General features: G+C 50.6%; 14 protein-coding genes. 5 read left to right on the forward strand and 9 right to left on the reverse strand.

What is annotated here, in order from left to right; genetic code table 11:
• Positions 1–2: 2 nt before the first annotated feature.
• The 5 genes from ABD852_RS12285 to ABD852_RS12305 all read right to left on the reverse strand — a co-directional run bounded on the left by ABD852_RS12285 (position 3) and on the right by ABD852_RS12305 (position 4,791).
• On the reverse strand, positions 3–302 hold the full coding sequence (locus tag ABD852_RS12285) for a DUF190 domain-containing protein (RefSeq protein WP_345029202.1): 300 nt from the start codon (positions 300–302) through the stop codon (positions 3–5).
• A 5-nt stretch (positions 303–307) separates the two neighbouring features.
• Positions 308–1,312: an efflux RND transporter periplasmic adaptor subunit gene (locus ABD852_RS12290; protein WP_345029208.1), complete on the reverse strand. Its 1,005-nt coding sequence runs from the start codon at positions 1,310–1,312 to the stop codon at positions 308–310.
• Positions 1,312–2,568, reverse strand: coding sequence for a TolC family protein (locus ABD852_RS12295; RefSeq protein WP_345029211.1), 1,257 nt, complete (start codon positions 2,566–2,568; stop codon positions 1,312–1,314). Before ABD852_RS12295 ends, ABD852_RS12290 begins: the two co-directional genes overlap by 1 nt.
• 163 nt (positions 2,569–2,731) lie before the next feature.
• Positions 2,732–4,111 carry a HAMP domain-containing sensor histidine kinase gene (locus ABD852_RS12300; protein ID WP_345029215.1) on the reverse strand — a complete coding sequence of 460 codons (1,380 nt, stop codon included), beginning with the start codon at positions 4,109–4,111 and terminating at the stop codon, positions 2,732–2,734.
• A complete protein-coding gene (locus ABD852_RS12305) occupies positions 4,108–4,791 on the reverse strand; it encodes a response regulator transcription factor (RefSeq protein ID WP_345029217.1) in 684 nt (227 codons plus the stop codon). The genes ABD852_RS12300 and ABD852_RS12305 overlap by 4 nt, the downstream gene beginning before the upstream one ends.
• Before the next feature lie 267 nt (positions 4,792–5,058).
• Here ABD852_RS12305 and ABD852_RS12310 point away from each other — a divergent pair, with 267 nt between their 5' ends.
• Together ABD852_RS12310 and ABD852_RS12315 are read left to right on the forward strand one after the other, a co-directional pair.
• Positions 5,059–5,607, forward strand: coding sequence for an RNA polymerase sigma factor (locus ABD852_RS12310; protein ID WP_345029221.1), 549 nt, complete (start codon positions 5,059–5,061; stop codon positions 5,605–5,607).
• A gap of 61 nt (positions 5,608–5,668) precedes the next feature.
• Complete coding sequence (locus ABD852_RS12315) at positions 5,669–6,238, forward strand: DinB family protein (protein ID WP_345029224.1); 570 nt, start codon at positions 5,669–5,671, stop codon at positions 6,236–6,238.
• Positions 6,239–6,244: 6 nt separating this feature from the next.
• Here the strand turns inward: ABD852_RS12315 and ABD852_RS12320 are convergent, their stop codons facing one another.
• The 3 genes from ABD852_RS12320 to ABD852_RS12330 all read right to left on the reverse strand — a co-directional run bounded on the left by ABD852_RS12320 (position 6,245) and on the right by ABD852_RS12330 (position 8,269).
• The gene (locus tag ABD852_RS12320; RefSeq protein WP_345029226.1) at positions 6,245–6,682 is read right to left on the reverse strand and encodes a DUF4345 domain-containing protein; all 438 of its coding nucleotides are present in this window, start codon (positions 6,680–6,682) and stop codon (positions 6,245–6,247) included.
• A 108-nt stretch (positions 6,683–6,790) separates the two neighbouring features.
• Positions 6,791–7,390, reverse strand: a complete 600-nt coding sequence (locus ABD852_RS12325; protein WP_345029228.1) for a Crp/Fnr family transcriptional regulator — start codon at positions 7,388–7,390, stop codon at positions 6,791–6,793.
• A 252-nt stretch (positions 7,391–7,642) separates the two neighbouring features.
• Positions 7,643–8,269, reverse strand: a complete 627-nt coding sequence (locus tag ABD852_RS12330; protein WP_345029232.1) for a YceI family protein — start codon at positions 8,267–8,269, stop codon at positions 7,643–7,645.
• 257 nt (positions 8,270–8,526) lie between these two features.
• Between ABD852_RS12330 and ABD852_RS12335 the strand changes: the two genes are divergently transcribed.
• The 3 genes from ABD852_RS12335 (at position 8,527) to ABD852_RS12345 (ending at position 14,737) form a co-directional block, all read left to right on the forward strand.
• Positions 8,527–9,606 carry a FecR family protein gene (locus ABD852_RS12335; protein WP_345029235.1) on the forward strand — a complete coding sequence of 360 codons (1,080 nt, stop codon included), beginning with the start codon at positions 8,527–8,529 and terminating at the stop codon, positions 9,604–9,606.
• A 318-nt stretch (positions 9,607–9,924) separates the two neighbouring features.
• Entirely contained in the window at positions 9,925–13,143 is a 3,219-nt protein-coding gene (locus tag ABD852_RS12340; protein WP_345029236.1) for a SusC/RagA family TonB-linked outer membrane protein, read from the forward strand.
• Positions 13,144–13,153: 10 nt separating this feature from the next.
• A complete protein-coding gene (locus tag ABD852_RS12345; RefSeq protein WP_345029240.1) occupies positions 13,154–14,737 on the forward strand; it encodes a RagB/SusD family nutrient uptake outer membrane protein in 1,584 nt (527 codons plus the stop codon).
• Between the two features lie 99 nt (positions 14,738–14,836).
• Here the strand turns inward: ABD852_RS12345 and ABD852_RS12350 are convergent, their stop codons facing one another.
• Complete coding sequence (locus ABD852_RS12350) at positions 14,837–16,216, reverse strand: sulfatase family protein (protein ID WP_345029243.1); 1,380 nt, start codon at positions 16,214–16,216, stop codon at positions 14,837–14,839.
• Between the last annotated feature and the right edge of the window lie 2 nt (positions 16,217–16,218).

Here is a 16,218-nt window from a genome sequence, read left to right on the forward strand (position 1 = left end):
GCTTACCATTGCTCAACCGGGTGGGTCACTATGAACCCGCCCCGGTACTGTGTACGTAGATCCGTAAGGGCTTCTTTTACTTTTTTTTCTTTGTCGATGAAGGTGATCAGCATCGGAACGCCGTCGAAAGAGAAATACTGTCCCGGCTGTTTGAGGCTGTGGTGGCGTCCGAAACCCGTATCGCCGCTGAAGGACGTGGCGCCTGCGATGCCGTTTTCCAGCAATAGCTCCATGATAAACTGGTGCAGGGACCGATTCCCTTTCAGTTCGTCTTTGTCGAAATAAATTTGAGCCTGTAGCATAAGATTTAGTATCCGAATGATAACCCTTTTAACTGCATGACACCTTGTGTTACAATTTCATCGCCATCTTTCAGGCCGCTGAATATGACCATGTTATCGCCGATCTGCTGACCGGGATGAATCCTGACTCTCTGAAAGCTATTCGGGGTGCTCCTGAGAAAAGCGTAGTTTTCCCCCTGTACGGTTACCATGGCCGTTTTGGGGATACTGATGAAATTTCCTTCACTTAATCCGAAAGAGACCGTGGCAAACATGCCCGCTTTTAGTTTGCTGCTGCTGTTGTTGAGGCTGATGCGAAGCTTCACCATGCGGGTAATGTTGTCCATCACGTCTGCGATGTGGTCTACTTTTCCTTTAAATTCCTCGTTCGGGAAGGCGGTAAAGTTGATGTTGCACTGGTTGCCTTCCCGGATCTTGCTGATCTGGCTTTCGGGGATATCGCAGATGAGGTAAGCCGAGCCAGCCCTGGCTTTTCTGAGCATATCGGGGTTGAAACCCGCGGAAACCAGCTTCGATTCATGTTCGATCATAGCGGCCTTTTCATTGGCGAGATTGGATTGTTCCATGGCCTGGGCCGTTTGCGCATTCAGGAGATCCTGACCCGTGGCTGCGCCATGCGCATGAAGGTCATTGATGCGGTCCAGCTCTATTTGCCGTTTCCTGATATTGATGTTCTGGATCTGGCTGATATTGATTTGATGCTGAATGAGCTGCGTGTAGTTTCCGGCCAGCTCAGGGTTTTCAAAAAGCACGATGTTCTGGGCGGCGCCTTCCCCTGACGAGACTATGGTCGCCGCAATCTTTCCGGGAGCTTTAAATTCAGCGGTGATATTGCCGCTGCCGATTTTCTCGATGCCGAACGAGGCCGTGCTCTGCCGGGTGGGGAAGGTGATGGTGTCACCGCTGTCGCTGACGACAGGCGGGGTAACTTTTTCTTCTTTTCTGGCTTCCTCTTTCGTACAGGACGAAAAGTAAAGAAGACCGAATGCGATAAGAATGAGTCGATTCATTATTGTGCCAGTTGATTAATAATTCCGGTTGCAAAAAGTAGTTTGATATAACTCTGACGATACATGCCCAGTGCTTCATGGTATTGCTGCTGGGTTTCCAGCCAGCTGCGCTGCGCCTCCAGGAAGTCAATAATGGTGGTGCCTCCCTTCAGGTAAGAATAGCGGACGTTGTCCAGGATGGTCTGGGACTGGCTTAACACACCGCGGAAACTTTCCGCGTTTTTCTTCTGAAGCTGGTAGCTGTCCCAGGCTGTCGAAATTTCCGTCCTGATTCTCTGCTCCAGGTCTGATACCTGTTTGGCTGCCTGTTCTTTCAGTACATACGATTTTTTGATTTCGCCCTGGTTGCGGTTAAAGACGGGGAGGTCTATAGTGGCGTATATGCCCAGGTACGGAACCTTGTTTTGCGGGTTCCATATGACGCCCAGTTCGGGCTGTGGGTAGGACAAGGCTTTCTGAAGCCTGATGTTGCTGACCGACGCATCGAGCAATGCCCGTGTGCCGGCGATGTCGCTCCTGTTTTGCAGCGACTGTGCGAGCAAACTGTCTATCCCGGCAGGATTGGTCAGTGCAAACTGGTCGGCGGTGTCGATACTGATGCTGCCGGGTATTCCCAGGAGGTAACCCAGTTCTTTTTGTTTGTTGGCGACTTCAAGGCCGGCTGTTTTACGCTCCAGCGCATATTGCTTGGCGAGTAGCTCGGTTCTGAACAGCTCGGTCTGCGTAATTACCTGGTTTTTGAAACGCAGCCGGTTGATTTCGGCCAGCGAGTCGACATTGGCAATGGCCAGGTCAATCAGGTTGAGCTGTTTTTGCGCCCGCCACAATTCCAGCCATTTGGCGGCTACATCAGCAAACAGGTTGCGCTCGGTTTCCTCGAACGTCTTTTGGGCCGCGCTGACATTTTTGTTCGCGAGTTCCAGCCTGGCTTCCCGTTGCCCTGCCAGTTGAAAAGGCTTGGTCAGCTGCCACCAGATCTGCCGGTTCCGGCCGTTGTACCAGTCGGGGTTCGCCGGGAGCGACGACGGCCGGAGCAGCTGAAGCGACTGGTTGTTAAGCGACGGGTTAGGTCGGAGACCGGCGGTAACTACGTCACTCTCGGCAACCCCGATTTGCGTATAGGCAGCCTTCAGGAAGGAGTTGTTGCTTTTTGCATTTTGCAGTGCCTGTTGCAGGGTAAGGCGCTGTTGCGCCCGTATCGGCAAGGAGCCTGTCAACAGAAAAATCGAAAACAGATGGACGAGCCGGATTTTCATAATCACAATAATTATGAAGCAAAATTGGGCGTCGTCCCTCTGAAAGGCCGTTAGAGAGCCAGTAGAAAAAAATTAGAATATTATTAGAGGGGGCTGTGAGGTATGAGGTATGAGGGGTGAGCCGTCTCCCCCCCCTCATACCTCATACCTCATACCTCATACCTCACCCCTCACCCCTCACCCCTCCAAAAACAACTGTAAAAGTGGTGCCCCGGTTTACCTCCGAAGTTACCGAAAGGTCGCCGTTGTGGAGCGAAATGATTTTGCTGGTGAGTGAGAGACCGATGCCGTACCCGTCTGCGAGCGTCTTGTTTTCGCCGCGGTAAAACGGTATAAAGATATTTTTCAGGTCGTCAGCCGGAATACCGGTGCCGTGGTCGGAAAAGGCAAGGGTGATCTTCCCGTCCTCAAGCGTAATCCTGACCAGGCACTGGTGGTCGGCGGAAAACTTGCATCCGTTGTCGAAGAGGTTGGAAAAGGCCGTTTTCAACAGGTATTCGTTGCCGTTCACCGTGATCTCTTCATCATTCTCAAAGGCATTTTCAAAATGGATATTGATTTTGTAGTCAGGGTTGGCGACCTGGACCTGGTGACGGGCGTCCAGCAACACTTCGTCTATACGTACCTGCTTGAACGCAATTTCAGAAGGATCGTAGCTGGCTTTGGCAAAGTCAAGCAGGCTGTTGGAGAGCTTTACCAGTTTCCGGGCATCTGTCAGCGCTTCCCGGATGATAACTTTGTATTCCGGGACGCTCCGTTCCTTATTGCCTGATAATTCCAGTTCGGTAATAATTGCGGCCAGGGGCGTTCTGATCTCGTGTGAAATATTGGAAACAAATTGTTTTTGGGCTTCAAACGAATTTTCGAGGCGGCTCAGCATTTCGTTGAAGGTATTGCCGAGCTCTGATATTTCGTCCCGGGTGTCGTTTACATTCAGCCTCAGATCAAGATTGGTGGCAGAGATCCGGTTTGCCCTTTCGGTCATCTCTTTTACCGGGCTAAACGATCTTTTTGAAAAAAAACGCCCGGCAATATAAAGAAATAGCAGGGAGACAATAAAGAGTATGCTGCTGTTACGAAGCAGGTTGTTCAGTTTGTTATGGCCGTATTGGTCGTAAGCGGTAGCGGTAACAATGTAATCATTGCCGTCATGCTCAAACAGGAGCCCGATCGCCTGCCAGTCGTTCAGGTAGAAGGCAATCTTCTTTTTCTTCTTGATTTCACGGATCATTGCCGGTGTTTCCTTGATCGCGTCAATGTTGGCGGCGTCATGGTAAACGAGATTGAAACCGGTATCGTAAATGGCGACTTCCACTTCGTTGAGAATAGCACGGTTGTTCAGGTAGATTGTCTGAAGCGTGCCGGCATCTACCTTGGCATTCAGAAAAAGATTGGCCTTGGTAATGGCTTCTTTTTTCAGGAGGCCGAAGAATTCGCTTTCCCGGCTTTTCTTGGCCGAGAGGATAATAATGGACGCGAATACCAGCAGTATACTGGCCGTGATGAGCGTAAAAAGGATGGTGAGACGAGTCCTTATTTTCATTCCGATTTCAGGATAAAGCCCATTCCGGATTTGGTATGAATGAGTTTTTGTTCAAACCCTTTGTCTATTTTTTTGCGCAGGTAATTGATATAAACGTCAATAAAATTCGTGCCGGTATCAAAGTGCGTATCCCAGATTTTTTCAGCAATTTCTACCCTGGAAAGTACACGCTCAGGGTTTTGCATCATATACTCGAGCAGGCGGAATTCCTTCGGGGTAAGGTTAATTTCCTGGCCCATTCGCTTCACGAGCTTGGTGTGCTGGTTCAATTCCAGGTCGGCAAATTTTAACAGGAAACCGCCTGAAGAACCGCCCTTCTGGTTTCGTTTGAGCAATGCCCGGATACGGACCAGCAGCTCGCGCATTTCAAAAGGCTTGACCAGGTAATCGTCTGCACCTGCGTCAAAGCCTTCGACTTTGTCGTCGGTTGTGCCGAGGGCTGTGAGCATGATTATGGGAAGGTCGGGGTTGGCCTGCCGTATCTGTTTGCATAGATCAAGGCCATCCAGCTTGGGGAGGATAATGTCGGTGATCACAAGGTCGTATTCTTTGCCGAGGACCAGTTTTTTGCCGGAGGCGCCATCGTAGGCCACCATAGCTTCAAATCCCTGCTCCTCCAATCCTCTTTTGATGAGTTCGGAAACCCGCTCGTCGTCCTCAACGATTAATATCTTTTTCATTGAACTGTCCCGCTCCATTTTATTACTGCGACACCGCACCCGATAGCATGTTACAAAGAACGGATTTCTTTGCGGAATGTCAGAAATTTCAACCGTGCAACCGGCAATAAGCCGCAAGCGAACCGAAAAATCCGTGCATTTGCAATTAATCCCGGCTCATGAAACCGGTGTGTTAAGTTATGATTTCTCATGAAATTGTCTAGTTTTGCCGGGATGAATCCGACCTAGACGATGAGTGAGCGCCATCTTTTCGAAACAATACCGTTAATGGATGATCATGCGCTCTGGGAGGCATTCACCAGGGGGGATAGAAGCGCCCTGGAGTTCATGTACCAAAAAAACATCCGGATACTTATCGCCTACGGTTTCAGGATCTCAAACGACCGCGATCTCGTTCAGGATAGCATACAAGATCTTTTTATTGAGCTATGGGACGGCAGAGAGCGACTGTCTGCAGTGGCTTCCATTAAAAGTTATCTTTTGAAGTCTTTGCGTTATAAGATCGTGCGGTCCGTAAGGTATGCAAAAACCGAAGCGCTGGGCGATGCCGACTACCAGGTGGAATATGATCATTTCGAATCCCGGATGTTGGAGGAAGAAACAAAGGTTCAAAATAATCAAAGATTGCATGCCGCAATTGAGCGGTTGCCAAAAAGGCAACGCGAAGCAATTCACCTCCGGTATTTCCAGGAATTGAGCAATGACGAGGTGGCCGCTCTGATGGGGGTGAATTACCAATCAGCCTGTAAATTTATTTACACGGCCTTGAAGAACCTACGGGATGTAATGCTGCTCATCTGGGCGGTCTCCTGCTGATCGCGCGGTATCCTTCTCCGCGCCGGTAGCCAGGCGTTTGGGCTGTGTTAAGAATTTGAAAATGAAATACAAGTCTTTAGAATTACTCCGTCAGCTGGAAAAACAAACCCGGGATCACCTGGATTTTGTCACTTCCCTGAAAATGATGCCGGAGGAGGAGTTGAACCGAAGACCGGTTGACGGGGCATGGAACATCCTGGAATGCCTGCAGCACCTGAATCTTTACGGGGAATTCTACCTTGGCGAAATTTCAGTACGAATGGGCCGAAGCGACTCAAAACCAGCCGTTGATTTTAAAAGTGGTCTCCTAGGGAATTATTTTGCCCGGAGTATACTTCCCCGGGACAAAACAAAAAAAATGAAGACATTCCGGGAGATGGATCCGATCTATGCCGGACTTACTGCTGACGTCATCGATGTTTTTCTGGACCAGCTGGAGAATCTGCTTCGCCTGCTGGAACAGGCTGAGTCAAAAGATTTGAATAGGATTCGTATCCGTTTGTCTTTCAGTAGGTTGTTTCGGTTGCGACTGGGCGATATGTTTCGCTTTCTTGTCAATCACAACGTCAGGCACATTGTGCAGATAAGAAATATACTATCTTCCCGTTCCCGGGCTGAAAGCTACCATTGAGCTTCATTATCCGCCGGCATTTTGTTTTGCTATCTGTGCGTGAGACGTTTTTCCGATCCTGGCACAGACCATTAGGCAGGAGACGCCTAAGAGGAGCTCAATGATCAGCCATTGTCTTCCGAACGTACCCAGAGGCCCGTCAATTATCCAGGTGACTATTCTTGATGCCCCGTACAGGAGCCAAAATATTGCCAGGAATTGCAGCACGAGCTTCAGCCCGATACGCCACAAGAAACCAAGCACCGCCACAATAAAAATTCCGACTCCGCCGTAGATGCCACGTATGGAGCTGATTGAATCGGTATTGGTCAGTTGTTCGCCGACCAGTGCCATAACTTCCCGGGGGCTCCACCAGGCCATAAGCGAGACGGAGGCTAAACCCGAAAGGGAGATCACTACCAGAGCTTTCCCTATTAAACCGGCTAATTTGTTTTTTGTATCCATATACCAAAATTAGCTCATCCGGTAACGGCAAAAATTGGTAAATACCAAGTTATCAGTCTTTTCTTAAAACAGCCGAGAGGGAAGCAATTGCAGTGTAACCGGCAGCTATCAGATTACAATTCTATTGATAAACTTACTGAAGTTGGTGGGATCGATGCCGAGGTAATTGGCCAGGTACCGGTGCGGGACAATATGAAGCATGTGCGGGCTTCGCTCCATAAACCGCTTGAATTTTTCCTCGGATTTCAGGCTTTGGATTTCAACAAGCCGATGCAGCAGGCCCTTTACATTGTGAGCGAGGGCGAGTTGGACGAAATTACCTATTCCGGCATTGTTCCTCGCTGCCTGGAGAAACCTCTCTGCAGGTGTTCTTAAAAAAATGCTGTCCGACAAGGTTTCAAAAAAATAGTTTGATCGCGTCTGCGTAATCGCGGAGTCTACGATGCCGCTGAAGGAATAGGGGTAGGTGAAAATAATCGTTGCTTCCCTGCCGTCTTCAGCCAGGTGGTAGATACGTTGAAGGCCGCCCAGCACAAAATACAAATAAGGTTCAACCTCACCGGGCGTTGTGAGTATACGCTTCTTCGGTATTTCGACAGTTGTCCATAGCCGGCTGAAATCGGACCAGTCGTTATCCGGGAGAGGCGAGATTCTGGCAACATGTTCCCGGAGTATTTCCAGGTATCCGTCTGGAGGGTCTGATTTCATATGGATGCAAATTTGCACAAATTTACATCCATATGAAATGAAGGAGTATCCGGTCTGCTTCCGGATACTCCCGTCGCGGAATTTCAGGGAGCCCTGAAGGCTCTGAATTTCCCTTCTATTTTTTTCCTGGGAGGACCGTATTGCCCCATACGCCAGACTTCCCCGGTGAATTCGCCTTCAAAATTTGTACGTCTTTCGGCTGAGTCATCTCCCTCAAGCTGATCTTTCGACCGCCGGAACCGGGGGGCTGTTTCAGTTATTTTTCCGGGCTACCAGTTTTAGCTTAAGTTCTACGTCCGGAAAGATGTATAGCGGTTGCTCAGGGTCGCTGTCAAACGTCATTCCCCATTTTGTGCGGTCAATTTTCAGGTTGGCCTCCGCGGTAAGGTTCTCTTCGCTTACGGTTATTTTAGCAGGAAAAGAGATGGGATGGGTTTGCCCAAGCATCGTAAAATTTCCTGTAAGCATGAAATTAGCGCCCGCAATAGCTCCTTCGGACTTCCCGTCGTAAGGTGCACTTTTAGTGAATTGAAACTTCGCGGTCGGATGAAGAGCTATATTAAAAAAGTCCGGGCTTTTCAGGTGATCCAGCAATTGCTGTTTAACCGGGTCCGGGAGATCAAAATTTTCAATGGAAGAAATTGGTATGGTAAAATCCCCGGATTTTACTTCGCCGTTTTTTCCCGCCTTTAGTTCTCCGGTCGTTTTAAATGAGCCGATGTGAAAATGGTCGGGCGCTGATCCTTTCCATTCGATTGACGAGGCACTCTCGTTTACCCGGAACATTTCGACGCTTCCATTTTCTTTCTCGCATGACGATACCCATACAGACAAAGGGAAAATTGCGATACAGAGCAGGTTTTTTGTTAGATCTTTCATTTTTGTTTTGTGAATGGTTTTGAATTTTTCCGAGAACAAAACTAGGTCGTGCCTGCTCCTGAAATCTTGGCAATTACCAAGATTTCAGGAGCAGGCACGACCGGAGAATAAATCCATGGACCAGTTTCAAACCATGCAACAGCGAGGCAAGCTGCTGATCATGAGTTAATTTTTGGTTTTAATTAAAAAAAATCAGAAAAAAATGGATTAAAAACGGCTCGCTTTGACACTTGGTACAAATACCGCTCTGAAGACCGATGTACAGGGATTATGACAGGTTTGAAATAGAGGACTTTGCCTTTGACGAGTCGTTTCAAAGGTGGGTGAACGACGTGCACGCCGATCATGCCGACTTCTGGAACAATTACCTGGCGGAGCATCCCCATCAATTGGACAAAATACTTGCGGCGCGTGATCTTGTACTGCGTCTTAAGGAGTCCGAAAATCCGGAAATTCACACGCAGCTTTCGGAAACGATATGGGCAAACGTGAAGTCGCACGCGGATCTTGCGGAGAAAAAAAGGATAATGCGACGGGCCTGGCTGTCGGCGGCCGCGGCAGCTTTGCTGGCGGTGGCGGCATTTGCCTATTTTGTCGGGGCGCCCGGGAAAAGCAGGCCGGCAGGCCCATCTTCCGGCCTGGAGGTAACTTCAGCCGGAATGGACATGATTGATTTTGTAGCGGACAAGGGAAAAGCGGACTCGGTGGTGCTCGCGGACGGGAGCACGGTAGTAGTGGAAAAAAACAGTAGAATAACCTATTCAGCCCGGTTCGGGGGCAGGGAAAGAGTAGTGCACCTGAATGGCGAAGCTACGTTTGATGTGGTCAAAAACCCGGAACGCCCCTTCCTGATTTTCGCCAATAAAGCCGTTGTGAAGGTGCTCGGGACCCGGTTTCGGGTAAAGGCTTACGACCGATCAGAAAAAGTGGTGGTTGCCGTCAGATCCGGGAAGGTTTCTGTTTTTGAAAAGAAAGATTTCGAAAGAAACAGGTCCGATCCACAGTTGCCGGGACTTATTTTAACGGCCAACCAGCAGGCCGAGTTCTCCACCGAGTTTGAGAAGTTCAGTAAAATGCTGGTACCCGATCCTGTGCTCATGACCGGTGTTAACAGGTCAGAATTTGAATTTGACCGCACGCCGCTCCCCGAAGTATTTGAAACCCTGGAAAAGGCGTATGGCGTCGAAATTATTTACGACAGGAGCCTCTTTGCGCACCGGCTGCTGAAAGTCAGCCTCGAAGACGAATCGCTGACCGAAAAGCTGGATATCATATGTAAAACAATGGGGTTGTCCTACCAGATCATTGATGCCCGGATTGTAATAGAAAAACGCTAAACCAACACTTAACTATGACAGAATGGAGAAATAAGAAACAATTATCGCGGGGAGCGTTCAGCTAACCGCCTTTTGAAAAGTGCATACGTCCGGGGACGATATGCCCTGAATTTTTAATAAAAAAGCCGACGGTGCTGGTAACACCGTCAGCGGAAACGATCCCTTCGTCAATTGTGGAACGGCGACGTCGGGAATCGGTTAGTTTTTCATTGTCGTGAACGAAAAAGCAAACCATGTAAAAGTATGAAAAAAAGTAGACCAGCGGTTAAGCTGCTTCTTGCTATGATAAAGTTCTCGTGTTTTCAACTGTTTTTTGTGATGCTCACGTTAGGAATGAGTATTGCCGGAAACACTTATTCGCAGGAAACATTGTCCAGACCGCTTACCCTTCACCTGGAGAACCAGGCGTTGGAGAAGGTGCTGGCGGCGATTGAGAAAAAAGCGAAGGTAAAGTTCAGTTACGACCACGACATTCTGCCCGCAGCGAAGGTTAGTTTCAGCGCAAATGAGGAAGCGCTCGGAAAGGTGCTCGGAAGGTTATTGAATCCCATGCGTTTAGTGTATAGCGTTAGCGGTAAATATGTAATTGTGTCGAAGGAAACGGCATCCGGAAAGGCACCGGAAAGTGCAGAAGAAGGAATAAGTGTTTTGACAGACAGGGTGCTGAAGGGAAAAGTGACTGATGAAAAAGGGAGCGGTTTACCAGGTGTAAATATTCTCGTCAAGGGGTCATCAAATGGTACCATGACCGATGCTGCCGGCAATTTCAGTATGTCGGTCCCGGATGAAAATACCACCCTTGTTTTTTCTTTCGTCGGTTACGCAACGCAGGAGCATGTGGCGGGCACGAAGTCAACGCTGGATGTATGGATGAAGCCTGAAGATAAAAACCTGGAAGAGCTGGTGGTAGTGGGGTATGGTACGCAACGCAAAAAAGATCTGACCGGCTCCATCACCCGTGTGAAGCCGGAAGATTACGAGGTGGTGGCGACCCCCGACCTGGTGCAGGGTCTCCAGGGAAGGGTAGCCGGGCTGGCGCTTTTGTCGGATAACAAGCCGGGGGGAACTTCGAATATCAGGATCCGCGGCGTGGGTTCGATCAACGCCAGCAGCTCGCCCTTGATTGTACTGGACGGGTTTCCACTGGTGAGTACCAATTTGAGCAGCATTAATTCGGCGGATATAGCCTCGATTGAAGTACTGAAAGATGCCTCGGCAACTGCTATTTATGGGTCGCGCGGCGCCAATGGCGTCATCCTGATCACTACCAAAAACGGCTCGCCGCAGCAGAATACGTTTTCCTACTCCACCCACCTGGGTATCCAGACCCCGGCCCGGCTTGTTAAATTGATCAACCGGGATGAGTTCATTGATTTTGTGAACGCAGCCTATAAGAACCAGACCGGTCAGCCGGTTTATACCGAGCAAAACCCGGCGCCTGACGCCGATACGGACTGGGAGCAGGAACTTGTCCGGAAGAAGGCATTTACCCAGGAGCATCATTTGTCTTTCGCCGGCGGGACCGGCAAAACGACCTACTATTTGTCCGGCGCCTATTACGACCAGGAAGGGTTGATGTACAATTCCAAGTTTCAGCGTTTTTCGTTACAGGGCAAGCTGGAACACAGTTTCAGGGATTGGCTCAAAGTCGGGGCGAATATCCAGTTTAACAAGACATTCAGCAACGACGGGTCGGAATCGAACCTCGCCAATATTTTTCGCTGGGGCTGGCCGACTTTCCCGATTCATAATCCCGAGGGCTCCTATTACTTTGCTGCGGGTGACCCCTTCCATTCCGGGTATATGGACATCGCCTGGAACCCGGTAGCGGACCGTTACGAAAGGTCCATTAAAAACCCGGCCTCGCGATCTATATCGGACCTGTTTTTCGAAGTAGGGATTCTTCCCAATCTTACGCTGCGCTCCAATATTGCGGCCGATGTAACCAACGCGCAAAGCCAGACCTATTCGAGCTCCAGGCAGTATAGCAGCCGGGCGCAGGGCGGAACGGCCGCCCAGGCCTACAGCGAGCTGCAGACGATCGTTACCGAACATATGCTGACGTATAAAAACCATTGGCAGGATCACAGACTGACCGCCAATGCCGTATATTCTTACCAATACACGCACTATTCAAGTTTAAACGTGACTGCTGCCGGCTTCCCGAGCGATTTGACCGGGGCCGACAATCTTTCGTTGGCCGGGAACATCACCGGGGTCGGCAGCAACCGTTATTCCAGTAAGCTGTCGTCGTGGACCGGCAGGGCAAGCTACTCCCTGAAAGACCGCTACCTGCTTACCGTCACGGGGCGAATGGACGGCTCGTCGCGGTTTGGAGAAAACAACAAGTGGGGCTTTTTCCCTTCGGTCGGCGTCGGCTGGGTGGTGTCGGACGAACCGTTCATGAAAACCGGGAATGTGCTCAGCCTCTTAAAGGTCAGGGGAAGCCTGGGCCGGACCGGGAACCAGGAAATCGGAAACTACGCGTCACTGTCTAAACTGGAGCAGATCCGGTACAGCATCGGCGACGCCTCTGTGATCGGCTATGTAGAATCAATCGGTAACAAAGACCTCAGGTGGGAGAAAACAACGCAAATGGATGTGGGCATTGACCTCGGGCTGTTCCGGGACAGACTCAACCTGGTAGTGGACTATTACAGACGAAACACCCGGGACCTGCTTTATTCGGTCCCCATCCCGACCTCGTCCGGTTTCGGAGCCATGTTGCAGAACATTGGCGAAATCCAGAATTCAGGAATAGAAGTAAGCGCTGATGTACGGGTACTGGACGGCCCTTTCAAATGGAATGTAGGCGGTAACGTGACTAAAAATAAAAACCAGTTTACTGAGCTGTACAACGGTCTGACCGAAATATGGGCCGGCGGCAGCAAGCTTGCGATCGGCCAGCCGGTAGACGGGCGCTGGTTCCCGCAGTCCGGCGGTATTATTTATACGGATGAACAACTGGCTATCGCAAAAAAAGCGCAGCCTACCGCCGAAATCGGCAGTGAAATGTACATTGATCAGAATGGGGATAACGTAATCAACCAGTACGACAATGTGCTCGCCGGGACCATCTACCCTAACTTTTACTACGGTTTGAATACGACCTTTTCGTGGAAAAACTGGTCGCTGGATATTTTCGGACAAGGGGCGAAAGATATGGTTATCTCTGATTCCTACCTGATTTACGGCGAGTACCAGTTTGCCAACAGGTCTTATATCCCCACCAAATACGCATACGACCGGATGTGGCGGGAGGACCGTACCGACGGGACCTTCCCGAAACCGGGCGCGAAGGGCACCACGCATTCCGACCGGTCGGCGGGGGGCAAGGACTATTTCATCCTGAAAAATATCAAATTCTCGCACACGTTTACTCCCGATGCCAAAAGCTGGTTCCAGAACCTGACGGTCTATGCCAATTTTCAAAACTACCTGAGCATTGCCAATTTCAGGGGATACAATCCCGAGAACGGGAATAACAACTACCCGCTGGCAAAAATTGCGATGTTCGGATTAAACGTGAGTTTTTAAACAGGCTATTATGAAAAGGAATTTCTTTCGCTATATAGGTTTACTGTCCTTTCTGCTCGGGTTTAACTCATGCAGCAAGCTCGACGAAGAGGTTTTTACCTTTGTTTCACCCGCCAGTTTTTACAAAGGTGCCGAAGACCTGAACGTGGCTTTACTCGGCGTGTACGGCCTTTACCGGACACATTTCGGAGTGGACATCAATGAGTGGCCGGACGGACATATCCGGATAATGGAACTGCTGACCGAATTCGGTGCGCCTACCAACGCTTCCTACAGCCCGGCCACGGTCAATAGCTGGATTGATATCAACAATCCCTCTTCGCCGAGTATTGTGAACCGGTACTCACGCGCCTACAGGATCATCAATGCATCCAATGTGGTGCTGGGACGGGGCGAAGGGGTAGTAATGGACCAGGCACTGAAGGAACAGTATTTTGGAGAAGCCAGGTTCCTGCGGGCCTTGTCGTACTTTCACCTGGTGCGTTTATACGGTGGTGTTCCCATTCCTGAAACCTTTACCCAGGGATTGGAAGGTCTGCAGATTCCGAGGAAGTCGGCGGATGAGACCTATGACTATATCATTGCCGACCTGGAATATGCCGCCGCCCATTTGCCTGTAAAATCGGCTTATAAAAAGACCGATGTCTGGCGGGCAACCAAGGGCGCAGCATTGGCTTTTTTGGGAAAAGTGTACCTGCACCGGGGCAGTATCCAGGAAAAGAAAGAGTATTTCGAGAAAAGCAGGGATTACTCCAGACAGGTAATCACTTCGGCGGAATATAAACTGGAACCTGATTTTAAGGACCTCTGGTATTGGTACAACACCGGAAACAAGAACGGGCAGGAATCTGTTTTTGAATTGCAATTCTCCCACGACGCCTATTCCACCAACTTCCTGCACCAGTTCACCACAAGTTTCGGGCTCGGGGCCAACGCGGTAACAGGGGCCTACTCGTATAACAACATGACGGCGCCGTCTATCACCGCTTTCAATTCGTACGAACCCGGCGATCTAAGAAAAAGTGCCACTTTCGTGACCGAACTTACTTTGCCTAACGGCACCAAAACCGAGTGGAAAGCCGCAGATAAAGGCAGGCGCCCCGGAACCGGTGGCTGGACCGCTTCGTACCCGGGGATGATCAAATTCGGCGACCGCACGCAAAATTCGGTGGTTTACGAGTTGCCGGCAGCCAATATTTATGCGATGCGTTACGCTGACGTGTTGCTCAATTTTGCCGAAGCCGATAGCGAAGCGGGAGAAGGACCGAGTGACGAGGCCTTAGCGGCCCTCAATCAGGTACGTGACCGCGCCGGGCTGAAACCCTTGGGCAAACTCGGGAAAGAAGCATTTGCAGCGGCCGTTTACAGAGAACGCGGATGGGAATTTATCGGGGAAGGAGTCATGTTTTACGAAGGCGTCAGGACCGGCCGGATCGGCGACGGCATCGAGAATGAAGTCCGCTACGGCAAAGAGAACGGCTGGTACATGTACACCATGGACCTGTATTTCAAGCCAGGCAAAAACTTCCTGTTCAAAATTCCGCAGGGTGATATGAATGCAAATCCGCTGCTGGTTCAGAACCCGGATAATTGATGCTGTAGGGGACTGATCCCGTTATTTTAGTGCAAAACCTGCCATTTCATCTGCGAGCCGTGCATATGAAATGACAGGTTTTGCAGCGCCGGTTGGCGGCTAATCTTTGACCTGCTTCGAATAGGCGAGATAACGCTTTCGAAACGCTTCCAGTTTTTTTGAATATTCCGGATCGTCGGCCAGGTTCCTGGTTTCGTGCGGATCCCTCCTCAGATCATAGAATTCCTCGTAACCGTGCTCGGTATACATGATGTACTTCCAGTCTGTCTTTACCACCCCGGCGGTTTTCGGCAGACGAGGCGTACCCAGGAAGGTGTGCTCGTAGAAAAAATCGTCGCGCCATGATTTGACCCGGCGCCCGCTAAGGAATGGCGCCAGGCTTTTGCCCTGCATTACACCCGGCGCGCGGAGACCGGCCAGATCCAGGAGCGTAGGGGCAATATCAATATTGAGGGCAATCTTCTCCTCGGTATGAGGAGGTGCGGCCGCGCGGGGATCGTAGATGATCAGGGGCACCCGGATTGACTCCTCGAAGCCGAACCACTTGCCCTGGAGCCCGTGCTCACCGAGGCAAAAGCCGTTGTCGCCCATGTAGACGATGATCGTATTGCCGGCAATACCCAGGGCTTCGAGCTGCTGCCTGATCTTGCCGGCTACCTCGTCAACGCCGGTTACCAGCCGGTAGTAATTTTTTGCGGTTTCCTGGTAGCGCTCAGGCGTAGAAAAGAGCGGCTTCCACCTTACGCGGCCGATGTTTTCGTCGGTCCGGAAAAAAGCAGGGTGCTTTTCCCAATATTCAGGGCCGTAGGTGGCGGGCAGCGGTATCTGCGTATCCGAATAAAGTGTTTCGAAACGTTTCTGTACCGGGTACAGTGGCGGGTTGCCGTCGAGCTCATGCGGCGCCTTGAAGCTGACCGAGAGGCAAAAAGGCCCTTTGCCGGCGAAATGGGCAAGAAAGTCGGCAACGCTGTTAGCGACCGTGTCGGTGTCGTGGATGAGCGATCCGTCGGCTCTTTTATACCAGTAAGGCGGCTGCCCTTTGTTGACGCACTTCCAATAGTCGAACTCCGTCTCAGGCGGATTGGCGCCAACTCCGTATTTACCGGCGAACCCTATGGTGTAGCCGGCTTTCTTCAGAAGCAGCGGGTAGGTATGGGCCAGTGCGCCCGGACTGAAGTCCTTGGCGAAGTCGTCGATGCCGTGGCGTGACAGGTACTGCCCGCTGAGGATACTGGCCCGGCTTACGCTGCAGATGGCCGTAGTGACGTAGGCGTTTTTGAAGTATACGCCTTCGCGTGCCAGCCTGTCAAGGTGCGGGGTACGGATGATCGTATTGCCGGCTGCGCCCAGCGCGTCGTAGCGGTGATCGTCGGCGAGCAGGAAGATAATATTAGGTTGCCTGCCGGGTTGTGCCCAGCTGGTAAGGGGGAACAGAAGTACACCCAGAATGGCTGTTAATATGGTCTTGTGTAATTGCATAA

The organism is Ravibacter arvi, from assembly GCF_039540405.1.
Lineage (GTDB): Bacteria > Bacteroidota > Bacteroidia > Cytophagales > Spirosomataceae > Ravibacter > Ravibacter arvi.